11 protein-coding genes are annotated in these 22,888 nt (G+C 69.9%); 5 read left to right on the forward strand and 6 right to left on the reverse strand.

The window, feature by feature from the left end; genetic code table 11:
- Window positions 1-129: 129 nt before the first annotated feature.
- From ACFWW9_RS24225 to ACFWW9_RS24240, 4 genes are all read right to left on the reverse strand, one after another.
- Window positions 130-4,506: a ricin-type beta-trefoil lectin domain protein gene (locus tag ACFWW9_RS24225; RefSeq protein WP_390382056.1), complete on the reverse strand. Its 4,377-nt coding sequence runs from the start codon at window positions 4,504-4,506 to the stop codon at window positions 130-132.
- A 14-nt stretch (window positions 4,507-4,520) separates the two neighbouring features.
- Complete coding sequence (locus ACFWW9_RS24230; RefSeq protein WP_390382059.1) at window positions 4,521-5,048, reverse strand: hypothetical protein; 528 nt, start codon at window positions 5,046-5,048, stop codon at window positions 4,521-4,523.
- The gene (locus tag ACFWW9_RS24235; RefSeq protein ID WP_390382062.1) at window positions 5,011-13,851 is read right to left on the reverse strand and encodes an RHS repeat-associated core domain-containing protein; all 8,841 of its coding nucleotides are present in this window, start codon (window positions 13,849-13,851) and stop codon (window positions 5,011-5,013) included. Before ACFWW9_RS24235 ends, ACFWW9_RS24230 begins: the two co-directional genes overlap by 38 nt.
- A gap of 105 nt (window positions 13,852-13,956) precedes the next feature.
- Window positions 13,957-14,478: a tetratricopeptide repeat protein gene (locus ACFWW9_RS24240; protein ID WP_390382065.1), complete on the reverse strand. Its 522-nt coding sequence runs from the start codon at window positions 14,476-14,478 to the stop codon at window positions 13,957-13,959.
- On the opposite strand from ACFWW9_RS24240, the gene ACFWW9_RS24245 reads away from it, so the two are divergent.
- Genes ACFWW9_RS24245 through ACFWW9_RS24255 form a run of 3 tightly spaced genes read left to right on the forward strand, consistent with a single transcriptional unit; the run spans window position 14,462 to window position 17,501 of the window.
- Window positions 14,462-15,124, forward strand: a complete 663-nt coding sequence (locus tag ACFWW9_RS24245) for a hypothetical protein (protein WP_390382068.1) — start codon at window positions 14,462-14,464, stop codon at window positions 15,122-15,124. The two genes, ACFWW9_RS24240 and ACFWW9_RS24245, sit on opposite strands and share 17 nt — an antisense overlap.
- Before the next feature lie 46 nt (window positions 15,125-15,170).
- Complete coding sequence (locus tag ACFWW9_RS24250; RefSeq protein WP_390382071.1) at window positions 15,171-16,268, forward strand: integrase core domain-containing protein; 1,098 nt, start codon at window positions 15,171-15,173, stop codon at window positions 16,266-16,268.
- 48 nt (window positions 16,269-16,316) lie between these two features.
- The gene (locus ACFWW9_RS24255) at window positions 16,317-17,501 is read left to right on the forward strand and encodes a recombinase family protein (RefSeq protein WP_390382074.1); all 1,185 of its coding nucleotides are present in this window, start codon (window positions 16,317-16,319) and stop codon (window positions 17,499-17,501) included.
- 535 nt (window positions 17,502-18,036) lie between these two features.
- On the opposite strand, the gene ACFWW9_RS24260 is transcribed toward ACFWW9_RS24255, so the two are convergent.
- Entirely contained in the window at window positions 18,037-18,405 is a 369-nt protein-coding gene (locus tag ACFWW9_RS24260; RefSeq protein ID WP_390382077.1) for a hypothetical protein, read from the reverse strand.
- 582 nt (window positions 18,406-18,987) lie between these two features.
- Here ACFWW9_RS24260 and ACFWW9_RS24265 point away from each other — a divergent pair.
- On the forward strand, window positions 18,988-20,625 hold the full coding sequence (locus tag ACFWW9_RS24265; protein ID WP_390382080.1) for an ABC-F family ATP-binding cassette domain-containing protein: 1,638 nt from the start codon (window positions 18,988-18,990) through the stop codon (window positions 20,623-20,625).
- Window positions 20,615-22,303, forward strand: coding sequence for an ABC-F family ATP-binding cassette domain-containing protein (locus ACFWW9_RS24270; protein ID WP_390382083.1), 1,689 nt, complete (start codon window positions 20,615-20,617; stop codon window positions 22,301-22,303). The genes ACFWW9_RS24265 and ACFWW9_RS24270 overlap by 11 nt, the downstream gene beginning before the upstream one ends.
- A gap of 13 nt (window positions 22,304-22,316) precedes the next feature.
- Here ACFWW9_RS24270 and ACFWW9_RS24275 read toward each other — a convergent pair whose 3' ends face one another.
- The gene (locus ACFWW9_RS24275) at window positions 22,317-22,871 is read right to left on the reverse strand and encodes an isochorismatase family protein (RefSeq protein WP_390382086.1); all 555 of its coding nucleotides are present in this window, start codon (window positions 22,869-22,871) and stop codon (window positions 22,317-22,319) included.
- Window positions 22,872-22,888 lie beyond the last annotated feature (17 nt).

Here is a 22,888-nt window from a genome sequence, read left to right on the forward strand (position 1 = left end):
CTGCTTGTAATTGGCGCCCCCAACAACCCCCCCATGCCGGGTGGTGTAAAACACGTACGTCACCCTACGGGGGCGTTGTTAAACCCGGGGGGCCCTCCCCTAACGGGGTTTGGGTATGCCCCACCGAGGTCAGCTGGCGCGCAGTGGCACCGACCAGCGCTGCTGTGCGGTGCCGACGCAGTCCCAGAGCTGGATTTTCGTGCCGTCGGCCGTGCCCGCCGACTGGACGTCCACGCAGCGCGCAGACTGGACGTTGACGAACGTGCCGTCGGGTCGAACCGACCACTGCTGGCTCAACCCGTTGTGACAGCCCGCCACCACGGTCTTGGTGCCGTTGACCACGTCACCGATGTCCAGGCACGTGCCCAGCGAGCGGACGGCGCCGTCGCCGTTGGCCTCCCAGCTCTCACCGGGCGGGCCGAAGCACTGCCACAGCCACACGTCGCCGTTGGCCGGGTTCTCGCCCTTCACGTCAGCGCACTTACCGCCGACGCTCGTCAGCGCGCCAGCCCACAGCGTGGGCGCGCTGAGCGACCAGGACTGCAGTGCCGCGCCACAGTTCTGCAGCGTGAACGCGGCGAGGTTGGTCGGCGAGGCGGCCGTGACGCACCGGCTGGACGCCACGTTCACAACGGAGCCGCCCCGCAACTCCCACTGCTGGCTTCGGTTCGCGTTGCAGTCGGCCAGCGTCACCGCGCTGCCCGCTGCGGTGCCCGCCGCGTCCAGGCACTTGCCGGACGACCCGAGCCTGCCGTCGCCGACGCTCGACCACATCTGGTTCAGGGCGGCGGCGTTGCAGTCGAACAGCACGACCCGGTTGTTGCGCGGGTCGTTGTTGTAGACGTCGACGCACTTGTTGCCTGGAGCGGTCAGCGCTCCGATCTGCCCGTGCTGGTCGGGGATGCGCCACACCTGCGTCGCCGCGCCGGTGCAGTCCTGGATGACCAGTGCGGCGCTGCGGTCCGCGGAAGCCGGGGCGAGGCACTTGCCAGAGCGGACGTTGATGATCGCACCGTCCGGGCGGACCACCCACTGCTGCGGGTTCTGGGTGGTGCAGGCTTGGAACGTCACCGCCGTCCCGGACGCGGTGCCGCCGTTCAGGCCGCCGAGGCACCTGCCCTCGTTGCTGATCCGGCCGTCGGCGGTGAACGTCCAGCGCTGGTTGGGGAAGTTGTTGCAGTCCCACATCTGGAGCTGGACCACGGTCGGGTCGAAGCCGGGCACGTCGAGGCAGCGGTTGTTGATCCCGACGACCTCGCCGTTGCGCACGGCGGTGTTGCGCTTGACCCTGATGTTGCGGAACTTGACCGGGTCGGTCGTCCCGCTGTTCCGCAGGCCGATGAACCCGTTGTCGCGCACGCGGTTCGGATCGGTGGTCGGGTACCGGTTGACCTGCGTGCCGTTGAGCACCACGGTGACGGTGTTCCACGCCACGGTGATCTCGTAGGTGTTCCACTCCCCCACCGGTTTGGCCGCCGCGACGTCCGCCTGCTTGCCCGGCAGCACGGCGCCGGTGGATTGCGGCGAGATCGGCACCAGGAGGCCGTTGGCGTCGGGCGCGGTCGGCGACGAGCCGGGGTCGGAGAACATCAGGTGCACGCCGGAGTCCGACGTCGGGCCTGTGGCCTTCCAGTCCAGCTTCACGGTGTAGTCGGCGCCCGTGGTGCGGGCGGCATACCACGTCACGTCACGGCCGGTGGTCGTGGTCAGCTCGCACCCGTCGGCCTGCAGCGAGGTCGTCCCCGCGACCCGCCACCCGGACAGGTTCGACTCGGCGCGGCCGTCGAACGCCGCGGTGTAGCCCGCTTCGCCGACGGGGCTCGCGCACGTGCCGGCGCCGACCTGCTGCCCGCCGATGAAGTAGCCCTCGGCGTCGAGCGCGACGTTCGTGCTCCCGCGCTCGTTGCGCACGGCCACCCGGCCACTCGCCCCCAGCGGGGTGAACGCCGTGGTGGACAGGCGTTCCCGCTGCTTGGTGGCGAGGTTCGTCGCCGGAGACGTGCCGATCTCCGCGGGCGACACCGACAGCTCGGTGCCGAGCAGGTCGTCCCGCGCGGCGGGCATCAGCACGGCGGCCGTGGCGTTCGAGGGGATGCCCGCCGTGCCGGTCACCTGGAACGTCGTGGTCTCGCCCTGGCCGAGCGGGGTGGTGCGCCCACCGGTTCCTGTTGCGGTGTCGGCGATCCGGGTCGCCTCCGCGAGCGGCACGTACCGCGCGCCCTCACCCGGTGCGAACCAGCCGACGATGTCGAGCATCGCCTGCGCCTGGCCGATCCCGTTGCGCAGCCGGAAGTTGCCGTCCTCGCCGATCGCGACGATCGCCAGGTTCGACCGGCGCTCGTTGCGGCCGACGTTGAGCGACGTGCCGGAGTTGTCCTGCGCGTAGAGGCCGAACCCGGTGCCCGTGGTCGACTCGGACCCGGTCAGGTTGACCACGACCGCGGACGCGTTGTCCGGGATGCCGTTGGCCCCGCGGGCCTTGACCTGGTAGACCTCGCCGGAGCCGAGCGGTGTCTTGCGGGGGCTGCCGCCGTAGCCGCGGGTGTCGAGCACGCGGATCGGGTTCGGGCTGGCGAAGTACGTCGGGCCGCTCGACGGGCTGAAGTAGCCGAGCAGGTCCACGTTGTCGAACACGTTGCCCGCGCCCGCGCGCAGCCGGATCGCGCGGTCCTTGCCGACCGCGGCCACGACCAGCGTCGACACCCAGCCACCGCCGGGCCGCACGCGGACGGTGCCCGCCTTCGTCGTCGACGTGGCCGGGTCCTCCGGGAACACGTCGAGCCCGCTGTCCACGTCGGGTCCGGCGGACGGGTCGGTGCGCACCGCGAGGTTGACCGCCACCGCCGTGGTGTCGTTGGGGATGTTCGGGAGCGGGAGCGTGAACACCTCGTTCGGCGCGAACCCCTTGGCTTGGACCGGGATCGACTTGGTGAACGCGGTGTAGCCGGAGCCGGTGACCGTCGGCACTGCGTCGGGGGTGCCGAGCGCGAGCACGCCGTTGCCCCAGTCGTTGTCCGACTTGCGCGGGTTCGTGCGCGACTGGAGCGCCGTCTGGATCTGCGAGGCGTCCAGCTGCGGGTTGGCGGACTTGAAGACCGCCGCCGCGCCCGCGACGTGCGCGGCCGACGCGGAGGTGCCGCTGAAGCCCTGCGCGCCGTACATCGTCGTGCTGACCTTGTCGAACGCCGTCAGGTCCGGCTTGAGCCTGCCGTCGATCGTCGGTCCTCGGCCGCTGTACCGCTCGACCGCGCCGCTGCCGGTCTGGGTCGCGCCGACCGCCATCGCGTACGGCGAGGTCGCGGGTTCGGTGACGCTGCCCGCGGCAGTGGTGAACTGCAACGGGTTGTCGTCCGGGACCGCCGCGAACAGGTCGTACCGCGTGGTGAACTTCGCGGTGTTGTTCTTGACGAACACGTAGTACGCCTGCGCGCTGGTGGCGGTGTTCGTGAACGTCACCTCCTCGGTCGGCCTGCCGCCGCCGACGACGTCGCGCTGGTTGTTCAGCGACGACGCGGCGATCAGCGGGTCGGTCGGTCCGGTCGGCGCCTTGGCCGCCTTCATCACGTAGACGTCGAGGTCCTCGGTGGACTTCGGCCACGCGTCCCAGCGCAGGCCGACCGTGGCGGTCTTGCCCGCGCCGAGGTTGAACCCGTTGTTCTGGGCCGTGCCGCTGAACTCGACGAACCCGTCGCCGTTGCCGTCCGCGGCGGTGCCGGAGAAGTGGTTCAGCGCCAGGTTGCCCGCCGCGACAGACCACAGGACACCGGCCTGGCGAGCCTGCCGCACGACGTCGGCCGGGCTGCCCGCCTCACCCGAGCCGTCACCGCGACCCGAGGTGAGGAAGCCGATCGCGGCCGTGATCACCTGCACGCCCTGCGCGCGCAGCCAGTCCGTGGCGGGCCCGAAGTCGAGCGGTCCGTCGATGCACGCCAGGAACAGCTTCGCGTCCGAGGCCATGTCGTGCACGACTTCGGCGACCGCCGTGCCGTGCTCGTCGTGCCGGGTGGCGTCGTGGCAGCCCGTGTTGTTCACCTTGACGTCGGCGGGCAGGTCCCCCTCGCCCTGCGCCTCGTCCAGCCGGTCGAACCCGATGTCGATCACGCCGACCTTGACGCCCGATCCCGCCTTGCCCGCGCGGATCCACTGGTCGGCGCCGGACGCGGCGACACCCTCGGACGTCACGGCCATCGGCACCGCGCGCTCCGGCCGCCGGATGTCCACAACGGACTTGTCAGCGGCCAGCGCCGCCAGCTTGTCCTGGGGCAGGGCGACCTGCGCGCGGTCGCCGCGCGCGACCGCGACCTCACCGCCGAGCGCGGTCACCGCCTCCTTGATCCGACTGCCCTGCACGTCCAGCAGGACCCGGCCGCGCACGTCCTTCGCGACGGCCTCCCCGTGGTCCACCGGCAGCGCCGGCCTGGCCTGTGCGCTCGCCGGTGCCGCGAGACCGGACACCGCCAGCGCGACCCCCACGGTCAGCACGACCGCACGTCGCAGTGTTCTCATTCGCCGTCCATCTCCTAGATCGGGTCGAACCTGGGTCGACGACCCCGCACGTGGTCGTCGAAGAACTCGTGGCTGAACCGACCGGACAGCACGTCCCGCAGGAACGCGGTCGCCGTGCCCGGATAAGTCCCCGACCGCCCGAAGTCGCTGTCGAAGAACACGACCGGCCAGCGGCTCGGATCGGGGTCCGAGACGTGCCAGCACAGCGTGTGCGCCGAAGTCGTGCTGCCCCACGGCAGCAGTCCGCCCGGTTCCGGGTGGACCGGGTGCGGCAGGGTGTCCTGGTCCCGCATCAACTCGAGGGTCTCGTCCATCTCGCACCGGAACGGCGACCGGCCGTTCGGCCGCGGCACCGGCGAGTACACGGCGAAGAAGTAGCCGAAGTACCCGGTCGGGAACCGCGTCATCAACTCCTTGAGGTCACCGGGCAGGGCCACGCCCGCGGCCGCCTCGATGGGATCCCAGGCCGCGCCGACGTCGACCGACCCGTCCCACCCGGTCAGGTCAAGGAGCTCCCGCAGCGCAGGTCGGCCGGTTGCCATCCTTCTTCCCCCCTGGGTAGTTCGTCGGGACGTGCGGGTTGGAGATCGTGACGTCGCACTGGAAACCGTTGCTGGTCCTCGCGTGGAGGTCGACCTCGTACGGGATGGCGTCGCCGGGGCTGTAGTACTTCGCCTCGACCCGGTAGTAGAGCCGGGCGCCTTCGGTGAGGGACTTCGCGATCTCGCCCTCCACCATGCGCATGTCGGTCTGGTTCACGTCCTTGTCCAGCGGCACGAGGTTGTTGAGGCCTCCACCGCCCCAGAACTGGTGCCCGATCAGGTGGCTGCGGTCGTGGTCGCCCGACACGTAACCGACCGGGTCCGGCAGCTTCGGGCGCTTCTTGTCCGGGTTCAGGTCGCCGACGCACGCGGTGCCCCCCGTCGCCCGTGTCGGGGCGACGCCCTGTCCCTTGCCCTCGTACGGCCCGGCGTAGCCGGTGATCGTTTCCATCGGATCGTTCTTGATGATCCTCCCGGTCGAGGAGAAGCAGTCCTCCGCGGCCTGGTCCAGCGCGTCGACCTCACCCCGGTCGTCGGACGCGCCGGGCAGCAGGTCGACCAGGTCCTGGAGCGCCGAGACGACCGCGCCCGCGTGCTCCACCAGGGCGGAGGACACCTTGGTGGCCAGGTCGATGAACTTGTCGGTGAGGTCGAGGATGGTCGTCAGCGGCCCGGTCGGGTCGTAGGTCGTGGGGACCGGGACGAGGCCAGAGCCCGCCGGGGGGTGGGGCAGCGGCTTGCCGATCTTGGTGACCCAGGGCGGCGGGGGCGGGGGCTTCGGCCTGCTGGGCGGCGGAACGGTCTTGTGCCCGCCGGGTCCGCTGGTGGGACCGCGGCCGGTGGGACCGCTGGGGCCACCCCGGTTGCAGCCGTGGATGAAGTACCGGCAGTCGCCGATCCGGATCGCGTCCTCGTTGCCGCCGTCCCAGTGGTAGGACTTCGGCAGCATCCACTCCTTGCCGGGGCAGACGTGGTGGTTCGAGTCGTAGATCGTGTCCAGGCACTCGCCGCCCGCCGCGGGCGCGTTGCAGAAGAACTGGCTCAAGACAGTCCCGGCGACCGTGCCCGCCTTGACGGCGAACCGGAGCCCCTTGCGCACCGGCAGGGGCGCCCGGCGCGACACGCCCAGGTCGCAGACGGTGTCGATCCAGTCGTGGCCACTGGGGTCCGCGGTGCCGACCGGGTCGTTGGCGCCGTAGGCGTAGCGGTTCGCCGCCGCCGACGGCGAGGGGTCGAGCGTCCAGTCGTCGCGGCTGGCGAAGGTGCCCGTTCCCGGCTGGTACCAGCGGGCCGACATGTTCACCGCGCCGGTCTCGCCGTCGGTCCAGTCGCCCTGGTAGCCGATCGACGCTGTGTCACCGGACGACGCCGTCACGCCGCCGAACGGGTCGAACTCGCGCGTGCCGTCGACGGTGTTGCTCAGGTACCGGGCTGTCACGTCGCCGTGCTGGTCGGCGTAGAGCATCCGCGCGACACCGGAACCCTTGTCGGACAAGGGGCTTCCGTCCGGCAGTCTGCTGATCAGCCGGGAGCCGTCGGAGACCGCCTCGTTCGACTGGCCCGCGTACTGGAACGCCTTGCCGTTGCGGTCGGTGACGCGGTCGAGGCTGTCGTAGCCGTAGACGCCCGATCCGTTGGCGGTCATCCGGTCGAACGCGTCGAAGCCCGACGTGGTCGTGGTGCCGCCGCGGGTGGTGGTGGCCAGCGTGCCGCGGTCGCTGTAGGTGTAGGTCGCGCCGTCGCCCGAGACGAGCCGGTTGCGGTCGTCGTAGGTGAACGCCTTGTCCCCCACCGAGGTGCGGTTGCCCGCCCCATCCCAGCCGTAGGCGGTCATCGTGGCGCCGCTGGTCCACGAGGTGAGCCTGCCGACGCCGTCGTAGCCGTAGGTGTTCTTGGTGGTGCTGGTGTTCTTCGAGGTGACCTTGTCGTCGAGGTCGTAGCCGTAGTCGGTGCCGACCAGCGTTCTCGGCGGCACGCCGACGTCGATCGACTGCACGAGCCGGTCGGACTGCGTTCGGCCCAGGTCGTCGTAGGTGATGGACCGCGAGGTCTTCGCCGCGACCACGCGGTCGGCGACGGAGGACAGCCGCCCGCCCGCGTCGTAGGCGTAGTCGACCGTGCGGCCGGTCAGCGGGTCCTTCACCGTGGCGAGGCGACCGGCGGCGTCGTAGCCGAACGTGGCGTTGCCGGTCGCGTCCGTGCGGCTGACCAGCACGCCGTCCCCGTCGTAGGAGAACGTCGACTCGCCGCCCGCGCCGTGGGTCTCGACCAGGTTGCCCCGGTCGTCGTAGCGGTAGGTGCTGTCGCCCCGCGGGCCACCGGCCCTGGCCAGCCTGCCTGCCGCGTCGTAGCCGAACGCGCGATCGGCCGTCGCCACGCCGGACCCGCTCTGGACGGTCAGGCGCCCCTGCGCGTCGTAGGTGCCCCTGGTCGCGACCCCACCGGGCTTGGCCTGCGCCACGGCCTGGCCCGCCGCGTCGTAGGTGGCGGTGAACACGGCGTTGCCGGGGTCGATCACCGACTCGGGTTGGCCCCACGGCGTGTAGGTGTAGGCGGTGGCGTGGCCGTTGCCGTCGACGAACCGGCTGCGGTTGCCGAGCTTGTCGTAGCCGGTGGCCGTGGTGATCGAGTGCGTGGCGTCGACCTGCTCGACCTGCTCCACGACCCGGTCCAGCTCGTCGTAGCCGAAGGTGACGACGCGGCCCTGCGCGCTGGTCTTGGCGAGCACGTTGCCCGAGCCGTCGTAGACCGCCGTCCCGGCGCGCTTCTCCTGCCCGCCGACGACCTGCGCGGTGCGCACCGCGCGCCCGGCCAGGTCGTACCCGGTCGTGGTGGTGATCCCGGCCGGGTCGGTGGTGCTCGCCGGACGGCCCGCGATGTCGTAGCCGTACGTCGTGTGCCGGTTGGTCGCGTCCACTGTGGACAGCGGCTCGCCCACCGCGTTGAACGAGGCCGTGCTGACGTGGTTCTGCGGGCTGGTGGACGAGACCGCGTTGCCCGCGTCGTCGTAGCCGGTGGTCGTGGTGTAGAAGGCGAGCGCGCCCGACGAACGGTCGACCTGCGTGGTGGTGACCCGGCGACCGAGGTCGTCGTAGGTGAAGCGCGTCTCCGCGCCACCCGGCGCGGCCTGCGACAGGACCTCGCCTGCCTTGTCGTAGTGCAGCGTGATCACGCTCGGGCTGTCGCCGACCTGCGGCAGCGTCACGGTCAGCACGCGCCCGTAGGGGTCGTAGGTGCGCTGGGTGACGCGGTTGAGCGGGTCGGTGGACTTCACCGGGTTGCCCGCGTGGTCGTACTCGGTGCGGTTCGTGGCGCCCTTGATCGCGGTCCCGCCGGACGGCGCGTAGTCGGGCAGCACGCCCGCGACGGCCCGGCCGAGCGCGTCGTGCTGGGTGGTGGTCACGTTGCCCGCGGCATCGCGGGAGTGCGTGATCTCGCCGAAGGCGTTGTAGCCCACGGTCTCCGCGCGGCGGAAGCCGGTCGTGCGCACCCCGGCCACCCAGACATCGGTCGCCGGGTCGAGCGTGCGGACGAGGGCGTGCGTGGCGTCGTACTCGTAGTTCGTCCGCAGCCCGCGCCGGTCCACGCTCTCGACCAGCAGTCCGCGCTCGTCGTAGCTCGCCGTCGACGACAGCACGGTGGTGGCGTCGATGTAGGTGTCGTCGCGGGTCTGGTTGCCCGCGGCGTCGTAGGTGTAGCTCGACCTCTCCACGCGGTTCACGTCGGCCGCGCCGCGGCGCTCGACGCCCACCGCGTTGCCGTCCGCGTCGTAGCGCATGGTCGTGGACCGCTTGAGCCCGGCCGGGTCGACCGTGGTGGTGACCGCGTTGCCCGCGGGGTCGTAGGCGTAGGCGGTCTTGGCGCCACCGGCCGCGACCTGCTCGACCAGGTTGCCCGCCGGGTCGTAGGAACGCTGGTCCACCAACAGGTTCCCGCGCTGCGTGGTGGCGAGCAGGTTGTCGTCGTAGTAGCCGTACTTCGTCAGCCTGCCCATCGCGTCGGTGACGGACGCGAGCCTTCCCGCGGGGTCGTAGGAGCGGGCTTCCAGCGTCATCGTGGTCGACGCCGGGTTCTCGGGGTTGACGCCCGTGCCGGACGCGACGCGGTTGAGCGGCTTGCCGAACTCGTCGAACCGCGTGGTCCACGTCGTGCCGTTGACGTCGGTCACCGACTCGGTGAGCCCGTTGTCGGCGTAGGACCGCGTCTCCGCGCCGCTGTCCGCGAGTTCGGTGCGCACCAGCCGGTCGTTGGCGTCGTAGCCGAACTTCGTGGTGCGGGCGGTTTCACCGGGGGTGGCGTCGGCGGTGGTCGTCTCGGTGGTGTTGCCGTTCGCGTCGTAGCGGTAGGTGGTGACCAGGGCGTGCGCGACGCCGGTGACCGCGTTGACGACCGACGGCGAGGTGATCTTGGCGACGAGACCGCGCTGGGTGTACTCGTAGGCCGTGGTGGACAGGGCCGTGCCGCCGGAGTTGACCTCGGTGGCGGTCTTCTGCCTGCCCAGCAGGTCGTAGCCGTAGCGCAGGGTCAACCCGGTGGGTGTGGCCACTTCCACGAGGTCGCCGTTGGCCGAGTAGCGCCGGGTCGTGACCTGGCCGCGCCTGCCGGTGCCGCGGACCAGCAGGCCTGCGGGGACCTTGCCGCCGCCGACGGCGTCCTCCGCGCCGGTCGAGTACGCGGTGGTCTCGGTCGGGGCCTCGGTCGCGCCCTCCGGTGCCGGGTAGCGGACACCGGTCGGCCTGCCGAGCGCGTCGTAGGTGTAGGACGTGCGGTAACGGGTGTCGTCCGGGCCGGACGAACGACCGTCCGAACTGGACTCGACGCGGTCGCCGCGCGGGTCGAGCGCGGTCGCGGGCTTGACGTAGGTGGCGTAGGTCGTGTTGCACGAGCCGGCGGCCCGGCACGTCTTGGTGCTCAGCACGTTGCCGCGCTCGTCGGTCGTGCGCTCGGTGCGGTGGCCGTTCTCGTCGACCGTCGCGGCGGGGAACCCCGCGGCGTTGTACTCGACCCTGGCGGTGTTGCCGTCGTGGGTGCGGCTGACGAGCCTGCCGCCGTTGTCGACGTCGAACGTGTAGGTCCAGTCGCCGTACCCGGCCGGTCCGCGCAGCGTCGCCGTGCGCACCGAGTCCCGCACCGACGGCGGGTCGAGCGACCACTGCCTGCCGTCGTGGTCGGTCAGCGTGCGGACGCGGTCGTTGACGTCGTCGTAGGTGAGCGTGGCGAACTTGCGCCCGTCCTGCGGCAGCGCGAAGCTCGCCAGCTCCTCGGTCGCCCTGGCCGCCGCGTAGTGCTGCCGGACGGCGAGCGCGCCGAGCGTGTGCAGGTACAGCGCGGCCTCGTCGATGGAGCCCTCGAAGTAGAAGTCGCCGTTGTTCCCCGCGGGCCAGTCCTTCCCGCTGCCCGCGCCCAGCGTGAGCCTGCCCTGCTGCGCGTGGTCGACGAACCCGCTGAGCGTGCCCGCCTCCGCGCCGTCGAGGTAGAGGGTCTGGGTGTTGATCGCGGCGCTGAGCACCGCGTGGTGCCACTGGCCGTCGTCGACCTGCCGCGTCGTGACGATCTGCCGTTTCCCGACGGGGTCCTTGCGGGCGAACCCGCCGTAGAGCAGGCCGTCCGTGCCGACGTACAGGATCGGCGTCGACCTCCCGGCCGCCGCGGGGAAGCCCTGGTCGGCGTAGCTGAGCAGCGTGCCCTGCGCGGTGGTCTTGAACCACAGCTCCGCCGACAGCGACATGGTCGAGGTGGTCAGGTTGTCGGGCAGCGTCACATAACTGCTGGCACCGTCGAACGTCCCGGCTTTGTCGGACGTTCCGGCGAGCGCGCCGTCTCCGCCGAGCACGACGCCGTGCTGCGTGCCGGCGTCCGCGCCGGGCTTGCGCGCCACGGCGTTGGCCGCGTTGTCGCCGCTGGTCTCGCCGAGCCGCCAGTAGCCGTACGGGTCGTCGTCGACGACCGAGCTGCGGTAGTGCGACCCGGAGCGGTAGGTGAGCTGCGCGCACTCGTCGCCCGGCGCGCACGCCTTGAGCAGCTTGTCGCCGTCGTAGGTGTAGGTCCAGGTGAGCGGCGCGCCACCGGTCGCCGGCGCGGTCGTGGACACCGAGGCGACGTGGTTTCCCTGCCAGGTCAGGCGGAGCGCGCGGCCGCTCGTGCCGTTGGTGATCGTCGTGACGTGGTCGTTCGTGTCGTGGTCCAGTGACTCGACCAGCCCGGCCGGGTCGGTGATCGTGATCAGCCTGCCCAGGACGTCGAACGTCCACTGGCTCCCCGTCGAGTCGCGCAGGACGTACGTGCCGTTGGCCTGGTAGACGAGGGTCGCGTTCTGCCCGAACGGCGGGGCGAAGCTGCCGTCGGGGTTGCGGCCGAACCGCGACTGCCGCCCCGTCGGGAAGGTGACCACGACGTTGTCCGTGCCGTCCTGGTCCTTGGCCAGTTCCATGTCCACCCTGGACGACCAGCCGATGCCGAATGCGGTGTCGCGCCGGGGGTCCAGGCTGTTGTACGTGCGGCCGATCGTCAGGTCGGGGCCGACCGTGTCGACCGACGCGTCCGTGACGACGGTGGAGTAGTTGCCGATCTGCGGGTCCAGACCGGGTCCGAGCGTCGTGCTGGGACTGCCCGCGAGGTGCGAGGTGATCTCCGGCTGGTGCACGCGCGGCGTGAACTGCAGCCGCGCGCCGTCCTTGGCCGACACCCAGAACGGCGTGGCGTCCACCGTGTCGTAGACCTTCACGCCCCAGAAGTAGGTCCGGTTCCAGAACAGGCCCGACGGCGCCCACGACTGGCCGGTCCACGGCGACTCCTGGCACTCCGCGGTCAGGTTCGCGTCCGTGCAGACCAGGAACTTGTACGTCAGGCCCTTGCCGGGCCAGTGGTCGTCGTCGACCCCCTCCGCGTACAGGGTCGGCGTGACCGTCGGCACGACCGCACCACCGCCCGGCTGCTGCAGGTTCGACGTCGGCGGCGTGTTGCGGACGGTGATGTCGAACCTGCCGTACGGCACCCCGTACGCGACGAAGAAGTCGGTGTTCTGGGGGTTGAACATCGTCAGGAAGACCTGGTAGTCCCCCGGCGCGAGCGGGTCGATCGGCACGTCGAACGTCGTCGTCGCGCCGGGGGCGACGTTCGCGGTCCAGCCGCTGGCCGTGCGGACCTTCGTCGACCCCTGGTTGATGATGTACCCGAACTTGAAGCCGCCGCCGCTGGTCCACGCGGTCGAGCCGAGGTTCGTGGCGGTGACCTTGAGGTTGCCCGCCCGGCTCGCGCTGGGCAGCGTCACGTCGGTGACCTGGAAGACGACGCCCTCGGGGACGTACCGGACCTCCAGGTACGGCTTGTTCGGCGAGTTGACCGACCCGAACCGCATGCCGTTGCGGTCGGTCTCGTCGGACGCGCGCAGCGACAGGCCGTTCTGCAGCGCCTGGCCGTGCGTCCACCGGGTGAGCACCTCGTGGTCGATGTTCAGCTTCTCCCAGGCGGCGGCCGGGCAGGAGGGGCTGCCGTGCGCGAAGGCATTGGTGGACAACGACCTGCCGACCGCGGCGCCCGGCCAGCTCAGCGACGAGTTCCACGGCTCGGTCACCTCGTAGACCGACACCGACCGCGCCGCGCAGGTCGTGCTGTAACCGGCCTCGACGACGAGCGCGCCGCTCAGCACGTACTGGTTGCCCATGCCCGACGGCGTGCCGAAGTGCAGGTAGGAACGCGAGAGCTTGCCGTCGACGTAACCCGTGCGCAGGTCGATCGTGGAGGGCTGGCCCGCCGCGCCCGGTGTGACGTACGTGCTGTCGTTCGCGTAGGCGTTGCCGGTGGTGGGGTCCACGACGATCGGGAACGACCGGGCCGGGTCGCGCAGCCACGCCGCGTCGAGCACGACCTTCAGCGTCCAGGTGTTCTCGCCCGCCTTGGCCAGTTCGTAGGTCGTGTCGACGCGCTCCTGCTTCGCGTCCAGCGCGAAGCCGCGCGGCATGACCGCGACGACCTCGTCGCCGTCGACCAGTTCGACCGCGCCGTTCGCCAGGCGCGGGGTGGAGCCGCGGGGCGCGAGGGTGAAGGTGAACACCGTGGGCGCCTGCGCCGAGGCGAGGACGAGGTCCTCCTTGACGCCGGAGGACGTGGCGGTGAGCTTGAGGTCGACCTGAGGCAGCGCGCCGGGGTAGGTGACCGTCGCCTGGTCGGCCGCACCTCGGCTGTCGGCGGCGCCGTCGAGCCGGTACGAGAGGCCGTGCCGGTCGTCGAAGGCGAGGCGCACCAGGTCGGGGTCGCGGGAGGTGTGCGCGAAGCTGGTGTCGTTCGGCGTGTTCTTCGGCTTCCAGCGGCCGTCGCGGTCGACCAGTGCGAGGTCGATCGGCGTCCACTCGCCGTTGGACTGGCGGACGTTGGACTGCCCGGAGTGCATCCGCAGGGTGCGGCTGCCGTCGGGGTTGTCGAACGTCTCGGTGGTGGCGGTGCGGTCCTGCGCACGCTCCTTCGCCTTCTCGTCGATGGGCGGCAGGTCGGACTTCCCGACCACCTCGGGCTTCTCGTGCGCCTGCGTGGCGACGTCCGGCTGCGCGCCCGCGGCGGGCTTGTCCACCGCGTCGGGCACCGCGTCCGCGGGCCGCGGCTGGTCCCGCGGCGGCAATCCCAGCGCCGTGGCGGTGTCACCGCCCGCGCTGTCCCCGCTGACGCCGTCGGCGGACCCGCTGCGCTGCTCGGGTGCCGACGTCGCCGCACCCAACGGCGTCGGCGCCACGACCTGCGGCGTCGACGCGGCCAGTCCAGCCACCATGAGCACCGCCAGGCAGGCGGCGCCGAACCCGCGCTTGGTCATCCCGTTGCCCCCCAGGCACGAACACGTTCCCCGTGGCCGTCCGCAGACGCGGTCGGTCGGGGGTGATCCTGGAGACGGAAAGTTGACTAAACGTTGAGCCGCAGGTCAGAGCAGCTTTGCGACCCGATGGGCCTCGGTGGTGCGGCCTTGTTTCAGGAAGAGACCACGAGCCTGGGTGAACGTCGCGCGGGCTTCCACGCGGTCGCCCGAAGCGAGCAGCACCTCACTGAGTCGGAGCAGGACGTCGGCCTCGTGGGTGCTGGCACCGACCTCGCGGAACTGCGCCAGCGCCTGCTGGTACCGCTGGATCGCGAGCGCGTGGTCACCAGTGCCGTGGGCAGCCAGGCCCAGCGTGTCGAGCACGCTGGCCTCGCTCTCCACGCTGCCCAGCCCGTGGAACAGCTCGAGTGCCTTCTCGCCGTACTCGCGGGCCTGCTCGTGCAGTCCGATCTTGGCGCTGCACCAGCCGACCGCGGCATGTCCCTGCGCGAGTTGCATCTTGCTGGTCCCGGTCCGGTAGAGCCGCAACGCGTCCAGCGCGTGCTCCAGTGCCCCCTCGTCGTCGCCCCGCTCCTCCAGCGCGGCGGCGAGGCCGTAGTGGACGTTGCCGTTGCGTGACCGGGTCACCCAACGCCTCGGCCACCACGAGCGCTTCCTCGAGGTGGTGCATGGCTTCGCCGTGTCGGCCGAGGTGGGCATAGGAGTCCGCGATCGACCGGTGCGCCGCCGTCAGCGCCCACGCGTCGTCGACGCGCTCGACGGACGAGAGGCCTCCGAGCCACAGCGCCAACCGGTCCGCGTATTTGTTCTGCCGCACCTGGTAGGTCGTGAACGCCCAGGCGAGCCGCCATGCCTTCTCGCCTGCCACGCTCTGCACCGCCACGACCGTCGCCTGTTCGGCTTCCTGCACGACCGTGTCGACCCGAGCCAACTGGCCGATCGATGGGCGCACTGGGTGGGGGCCGTTCTGAATAAGGCACACCGCGATCGGCCAGATGCCGAGCACTCGACTGTGCGCACACTGATGACCGAGATCGTCACTCACGCACCAGACGAGCTTGCCGAAGCACTGCGGCACCTGGTGCGTACCACTGTCGACCGAGGCACTGGTATCTGGTCATTGGACGAACTCGTCTCGTTGCTACCTGCCACGATGTACTCAACACTGGTCGAACTCTCGGAATTCGTGCGCTCCGCATTGTCCGACGTTGTGCCTGCCGAAAACCTCATCCGCCAGGTAACAGAGGGTCCGCCGAGGCCCATCCACGGATGAAGTCGTAATCGCTCTGCTGCCGAGGAGCACGGCATGATGACCAGCCATGCTGCTTCGACTGGCCTACCTCAGCATGACCAACGCATTCGCCCTACTACGCCTGCTCCCCACGAGCGACCGAGGCAAGGACGTGCAGATCCTGGTGCTGCGACACCAGATCACCATCCTGGAACGCCAACTGGGCAAGACTCGACCGCGGTTCTCCCCCGCCGATCGGGCGTTCCTCGCGGCATTGTTACGCCGCGTCCCGGCGACAGTGCTTCGCCAATTCCAGTTGCCGGTACGCCCGGAAACGATACTGCGCTGGCACCGAGACCTGCTCGCCCGCAGCCACGGGGCCAAGTCTCGCCCCGAACGCCCCGGACGACCACAGACACCACGGTCAATCCGGCTCCTGGTGCTGCGCCTGGCACGGGAGAACCCCACCTGGGGCTACCGTCGCATCCACGGCGAACTGCTCGTACTCGGCATCAAGATCGCCGCGTCCACGGTGTGGCAGACCCTCAAAGACGCCGGAATCGACCCGGCACCCGATCGCATGTCCACCACCTGGGCGGACTTCCTCCGCCCACAGGCTCAGGCTCTCCTGGCCTGCGACTTCTTCGAAGTCCCGACCGTGAGCGGCACCCGCCTGTACGTACTCGCGGTCGTCGAGCACAGCAGCCGCCGCATTCGCGTCCTGGGCGCCACCGCGCACCCGACCGCAGCGTGGGTCTCCCAAGCAGCGAAAAACCTTGTGATGGACCTCGATGACGCGGGCAACTCCGCGCGGTTTCTGATCCGCGACCGGGACGGGAAGTTCCCCGCCCTATTCGACGCCATCCTCGCCGATGCGGGCATCCGGGTTGTCCTCAGCGGTGTCCGAATCCCGCGAATGAACGCGATCATGGAACGGTGGATCAAGACCTGCCGCCACGAACTCCTCGACCGCACCCTCATCTGGAACCACCAGCATCTACTCCACGCGCTCCGGGAGTACGAGCAGTTCTACAACATCCATCGACCCCACCAGGGCATCGCCAACACCCGACCACTACACCCGCTGCCACCACCGATCACCGACCGAGCCCAGATCAGTAACTTGGACGTACGCCGACGACAACGACTGGGCGGCATCCTCAACGAATACCACCACGCCGCCTGACCTGCGCGGACGATATTTTCGGCTAGCACAGCGCCCTACGGGTACACCGTGGTCGACGGCGGGCAGCACCCCAACCCGCGGAAGGCGGCGGAGGGGTACCACCTGCGCGTCCTGGAAGTTGACGAGCAGTGCGCCGAAGCGGTCCGGCGCATCTTTGCCGAGTACATCAGCGGCCGAGGTGACCGCGCGATTGCCACCGGGCTCAACCGTGACGGGATTCCCTGCCCCTCCGCGCGACGTCCGGACCAGAACCGGCATCGGCCGGGTGACGGGTGGCAGGGCAGCACGGTCCGGGCGATTCTGGACAACCCTCGCTACACCGGTTACGCGTTCTTCGGGCGGTGGACCCGGCATGAGTTGCTGCTCGACCCGGACGACGTGGCTGCCGGATATGTCACACGGTTCCGGAAGACCAGTCCGGAAAAGGTCATCCGGTCACGGCAGCCCGCGCACCCGGCGATTGTGTCGGTCGAGGTGTTCACGGAGGCTCAATTGCTGCGGAGGTCGAAGTCTGTGGGCGGTTTGAAGACCGCGCGGAAAACGGAGCGCGCCGAGCGGCCTACGAAACAGACCTACTTGTTCCGCGGCCGTATCCGGTGCTCGGTGTGCGGCCGGAAAATGGAGGCAAGCCCGCGCAAGCACGGCATGTACTACCGCTGCCCGGCACGGACGTTGGCTCCCGGCTCCCCCGCTTTGGCGTCGCACCCGCCAGCGATCTACCTCCGCGAAGACGTGATCCAGGACGCGGTGAACGACTGGCTCGGCGAGGTGTTCGCGCCGGCCAATGTGGATCGCACTGTGGCCAAAGTTGTTGCCTCCCAACCAGGAGCGGCCGTCGCGCAGAACGGGCGCGAGACGGCGAAGCAGCGGCTCGCTACGGCGGAAGCTCACATGAACAGGTTCCAGGAGGCCATCAAGGCGGGCATCGATCCGGCCGCGCTGGTGGAGGCGATGAACGAGGCGCAAGCGGCACGGGCGGCTGCGCGGGCGGAACTGGAAGGCGCTCCGGCACCGAACACGGTCAGCGATGCTGAGATTTACGCGGCCATCGACTCATTGGGTGATGTTGGCGCTGTGCTGAAGGAAGCGAAACTGGAGACGCTCGCGGCGCTCTACCAGTCCGTTGACCTGCAAGTTCTGTATACGCACACGGCCCACGAGGCTGATGTGATCATCAAACCCGTGGGCCGTGTGAATAATGCTCATGACCGAGGGGGGACTCGTCTTCCCTAACGTGGCATACCCGCATAAGGCGGGTGTCCATGGGATTGATAATACAGGAGGCAGACGGGCATAGTCAATCAGCTCGCGGAACTAGATAAGCCAGAGCAAGACATCAGCACCTAACTCTTTCTGCCCATCAGAATCGCCAGCGCGACTTGACTCTCTTGAGCTCCGACATCATCAGAATTAGTCGGTACAGCTAAGAATTGATATCTACCATTGACATTCAATGGCTACGACTTCCCCCTTCACCCCCCCAGCCGACACCTGTCGAACGTACGCTATTCGACAGGAAAGCAAGGCGTATATTCGGGTAGCCGCTGCCGCTGCGAGGTCGGGCCGACGGACCTGCTGCTCGGTCTGGGCACTGGCAGCATCCCCCTTGCCACAAGGCATTTTCACCACCCCCAGCCCTGCGAGCCGCTGCCCACCTACGGGAACTGCTCATCATCAGCGGACTGCCTCCGGCTCGGGTCAAGCAGATCTGCCCTTTCGAACGGTGGCTCATCCAGCACCTGACCAGCATCGCCGACCCCGACCATGCTCAGATGATTCGTCGGTCCGCCACTTGGCACATCCCGCCCGTCCTTCGTTCTTCCGCCGAGCAGCGGCCTCTCACCCCGGCCAGTCGCCGGGTCGCTAGCGAGAGGATGACAAAGCCACCGCATTCCTCGGCTGGATCGCTGACCGCGACTCGGCCTTGGGAGACTGCTTGCAGAACGAGATCGACGCGTGGCATGCCGAACACCGCCAGGACGACCGCACCGTTCAGCGGCCCTTCCCACTCGGGTGAACCGGCGCCCGGCTCGCCCGCCGGTTCACGCTGACCGCGGCTCAGAAGTGGTTGACCACGATCGCCGCCAGCAGCACCTGGCGGATCACGGCGGTAGCAGGCCGACATGTCGATGGCCACGAACCTGATCTCCTGACACCAGGACTGGGGCTGTTGCTCCAGCCAGGCGACGGCGTCCTGCGCGGTGCGGCCCTCGATCTGGCCCAGGAACTATGCAAGCATAGTCAATCAGCCGCAAAGCTAAATTAAATATGACAAAGCCTCGACACCTTACTCGAACCTAAATCAATTTGCCCGATGGACACGATCTCGCGGTTGACTACCATGGCCTACCACAGTCAACGAGCGCCTTCGTCGACCAAGCCTTCACGATCCACATACTAGTAGTGGTGATGAGGTTGGGCGCCCTCGTCCGCATGTCGACACAACCTCAACCGATCCTTCCCGATACCACCGTCCTTTTCAGACAGAGCGGTGTCCTCGTGCAGAAGTTGGATCACTCTGGTAAAATTCAACCTGATCGTTGATGTGAATCAAAGGAGAAGCGACCGTGACGGGTGACGACGACATCTCCGGGTGAAACCGGTTCTTGTAGCATCACAGTGCTCGCGCGATCTCGCGCAGAGGCGATGGTGCCGTCGTGTCCTTTCGCCCCGTTCCGGGGACTCCCATGCCCGCATCACGAATATGGGGTTATTTACCATGTCCGACCCGTACGTCGTCTGTACCGATCTGTCCTTCTCCTGGCCCAACGATGTCCCCGTCTTCGAGAACCTGTCCTTCAGCACAGGTGACGGACGCACCGGCCTCGTGGGGCCCAACGGTGCGGGGAAGTCCACCCTCTTCAAGTTGATCGCCGGGGAGTTAACACCTTCTTCCGGGTCAGTGGTTGTGCAAGGCTCGCTGGCGTACCTGCCGCAGAGCCTGCCGTTCTCCGCGGACATGAGCGTCGTCGACGTGCTCGGCATCGCGCCGGTCGTGGCTGCGCTGGACGCCATCGCCAACGGCGACACCGACGAGGCGCACTTCACCACGATCGGCAACGACTGGGATATCGAGGAGCGCACGCGGGCGCAGCTCGACCGGCTCGGGCTGGGCGACATCGCGCTCGACCGGCGGCTGCACACGCTCAGCGGCGGGCAGGTGATCTTCCTCGGCATCAGCGCGCAGCTCATCCGCAACCCTGACGTGCTGCTGCTGGACGAGCCGTCCAACAACCTCGACGCCGACTCCCGGCGGAAGCTCTACACCGTCCTGGACGACTGGAAGGGCGCGCTGCTCGTCATCAGCCACGACCGTGCCCTGCTCGACCGGGTGGACCGTGTCGCCGAGCTGGACGGCAGCACCGTGCGGATGTACGGCGGCAACTACGCCGACTACGAGGCCGAGGTGCAGGCCGAGCGCGAGGTCGCGGAGAAGAACGTCCGCACCGCCGAGCAGCAGGTCAAACGCGAGAAGCGGGAGATGCAGCAGGCCAGGGAACGGGCCGCGAAGCGGGCCTCCGCGGGAGCCCGCTTCGCGCGCAGCGGCAGCATCCCCAAGGTGGCCGCGGGCACGTTGAAGCGGCGGGCGCAGGAGTCCGCGGGCAAGGCCAACGACACGCACGGGCAACGGCTCGCCGACGCGAAGTCCCGGCTGAATGAGGCCGAGCGGTCGCTGCGCGACGACAAGCGCATCTCCTTGCAGCTCCCCGACACCCGCATGCCGGCCGGGCGCACGGTGTTCCTCGGCGAGGGCCTGAAGGTCGCGCTAGGCGGCCGGGAGCTGTTCGCGGGCACCGGGGTCGACCTCGCCATCCGCGGTCCGGAGCGGGTCGCGCTGATCGGTCCGAACGGGGCGGGCAAGTCGACGCTGATCCGGGTGATCAGCGGGGACCTGACCCCGGACGCGGGCGAGGTCAGGCGGGCCGATGGGCGGATCGCGCACCTGTCGCAGCGGCTCGACCTGCTCGACCTCGACCGCTCCGTGGCCGAGAACCTGGCCGCTGCGGCTCCCGACAGGCCGCAGGCCGACCGGATGAACCTGCTGGCCCGGTTCCTGTTCCGCGGCGACCTCGCCCACCTGCCCGTCGGCCTGCTGTCGGGCGGCGAGCGGCTGCGCGCCACGCTGGTGTGCGTGCTGGGCGCCGAGCCCGCGCCGCAACTGCTGCTGCTCGACGAGCCGACGAACAACCTGGACCTGGACAGCGTCGAGCAGCTCACCGGGGCGCTCGAGTCGTACGAGGGCGCGTTCCTGGTGGTCAGCCACGACGAGCGGTTCCTCAGGGACATCGGTGTCGAGCGCTGGCTGCGCCTGGACGGCGGCGTCCTCACCGAGATCGGGGCTCTGGATGAGGTCTGATCCCGACACCGGCGCGAAGGAGGTGTTCGCGCGCGACCTGCGCTCGGCGCACCTGCTCGTGGAGTCCGTGCACTGCACACTGGGCGACCGGGAGGTGCTGCGCGACATCTCGTTGACCGTGGCTCGCGGTGAGCGGATCGGGCTGATCGGCGAGAACGGCCGCGGCAAGTCGACGCTGCTGCGCGTGCTGGCGGGCGATCTGCCCGCGCAGCGCGGCGAGGTGGTGCGCGCGGTGTCGGGCCGGGTCGGGTTCCTGCCGCAGCGACCCGACTTCCCGCTGGGGGCGACGGTCGCCGACGTGGTGGCCGAGGCGAACTCGGCGACCGCCGCGCTGGCCGCGCGGCTGCACGCCGCCGAGGAGGCGATGGCCTCGGACCACGACGACATGGCCGGGCTGTTGGCCGAGTACGGCGACGTGCAGGAGGAGTTCGGCAGGCGCGGCGGCTACGAGGTCGAGGCCAGGACCGGTGAGACGCTCGACGTCTTCGGGCTGGGCGGGGTGGACCAGTCGCGGCCCACGTCGACGTTGTCCGGTGGCGAGCGCGCGCGGCTGGCGCTGGCCGCGCTGGTGCTGACCGAACCGGCGGGGCTGCTGCTGGACGAGCCGACCAACCACTTGGACGACCGCGCGCTGGAGTGGCTGGTGCGCTGGCTGTCGGACTACGGCGGCCCGTGCCTGATCGCCTCGCACGACCGGGTGCTGCTCGACACGGCCGTCACCGCCATCGTGGACCTGGACGGCCCGCGCGGCGAGGCCGTGCGCCACGGCGGCAACTACCGCGACTACCTGGGCGAGCAGACCGCCGCCCGCGAGCGCTGGACCCAGCGCTACCGCGACTGGCTCGCCGAGGTGGGCCAGACCCGCGACCGCCTGGCCAAGGCCGGGACGGCCGGGGGCGGCGGTCGGGGCCCGCGCGACAACAACAAGCTGGCCTACAACGCGGCGGGCAGCGCGGCCGAGGCCGCCGTCGCCCGCGCGGCCAAGGCCGCGCAGCGCAGGCTCGCCACGCTGCTGGAGGAGCGGGTCCCCCGGCCGCCCGAACCGCTGCGCTTCGCGGTGGACCTCGACGACGCTCCCGAGGGCACGCTGCTCGCCGTCGCGGACGTGGCCGTCGGCGACGTGCTGCGCGGCGTGGACCTCGATCTGTCCCACGGGTCCAAGGTCGTGGTCGTCGGCCCGAACGGCGCAGGCAAGTCCACGCTGCTGGCCGTGCTGGCGGGTGACCTGGTCCCGGACCGGGGCGTGGTCACCCGCGCCCCCGGCGTCCGGGTCGGCCACCTGCCCCAGGAGGTCGACTTCGCCGCCGAGGACCGGGACCTGCTCACCGCCTTCACCGCCCGGCGCGCGACCTACCGGGAGGACGCGGCGCGGGAGTTGACCCGCTTCGGTCTGTTCCACCGCCGCGACTTCGCCGTCCCGGTGAACCGCCTGTCCGTCGGCCAGCAGCGCCGCTTCGCGCTGGCGCTGGTGTTCGCCGCGAAGCCGCACGTGTTGCTGCTGGACGAGCCGACGAACCACCTGAGCCTGCTGCTGGTCGAGCAGCTCGAACGCGCCGTCGAGGAGTTCCCCGGCCCGGTCGTCACTGTCACCCACGACCGGACCCTCCGCGACCGGCACCCCGGCCGCGTCCACCACCTTGTCGACGGCGGGCTGTCGGCCCCGGAGGACCGCTCGTGAGCGCGGGAGTCCGCTAGCGGATGTACCGGCCGTCCAGGTACTTCTTGGCCAGTTCGAGGTAGCGCGGGTCCTCGGAGTTGCGGATCAGCTCGAAGAAGAACATCTCCCTGGTCAGCAGGTGCACGCCCGCGGCGCGCAGCCGGTCGAGCCCCGCGTCGTGGTCCGACCGGTTGCGCGCCGAGCAGGTGTCGGCCAGCAGGAACACGGTCTTGCCGAGGTCGAGCAGGCTCAGCGCGGACTGGAACAGCACGATGTGCGTCTCCGCGCCCGCCAGCACGTACTGCTCGCGGTCGCTCGCGGCGACCTCGGCGGCGATGTGCGGCTCGCGCAGGAAGTCGAAGTGCTCCTTCTCCCAGCGGGGCGCGTCATGGGTGAGGTCGTGCAGGGACAGCGACAGGCCGCCCAGCTTCCGGTGCTCGGTCAGCGCGAGCGGGAGGTCGAACTCACGGGCCACGTCGGCCACCCAGCAGCAGTCGTGCAGCAGTTGCGATCCGTTGACCAGCAACGGGATCAGGTCCAACTGCATGTCGAACACGACCACGGCCGCCTTGTCCTTGTCCACCAGCACGGTCGGCTCCTCGTCGT

Source organism: Umezawaea sp. NPDC059074, from assembly GCF_042738955.1.
Classification (GTDB): domain Bacteria; phylum Actinomycetota; class Actinomycetes; order Mycobacteriales; family Pseudonocardiaceae; genus Umezawaea.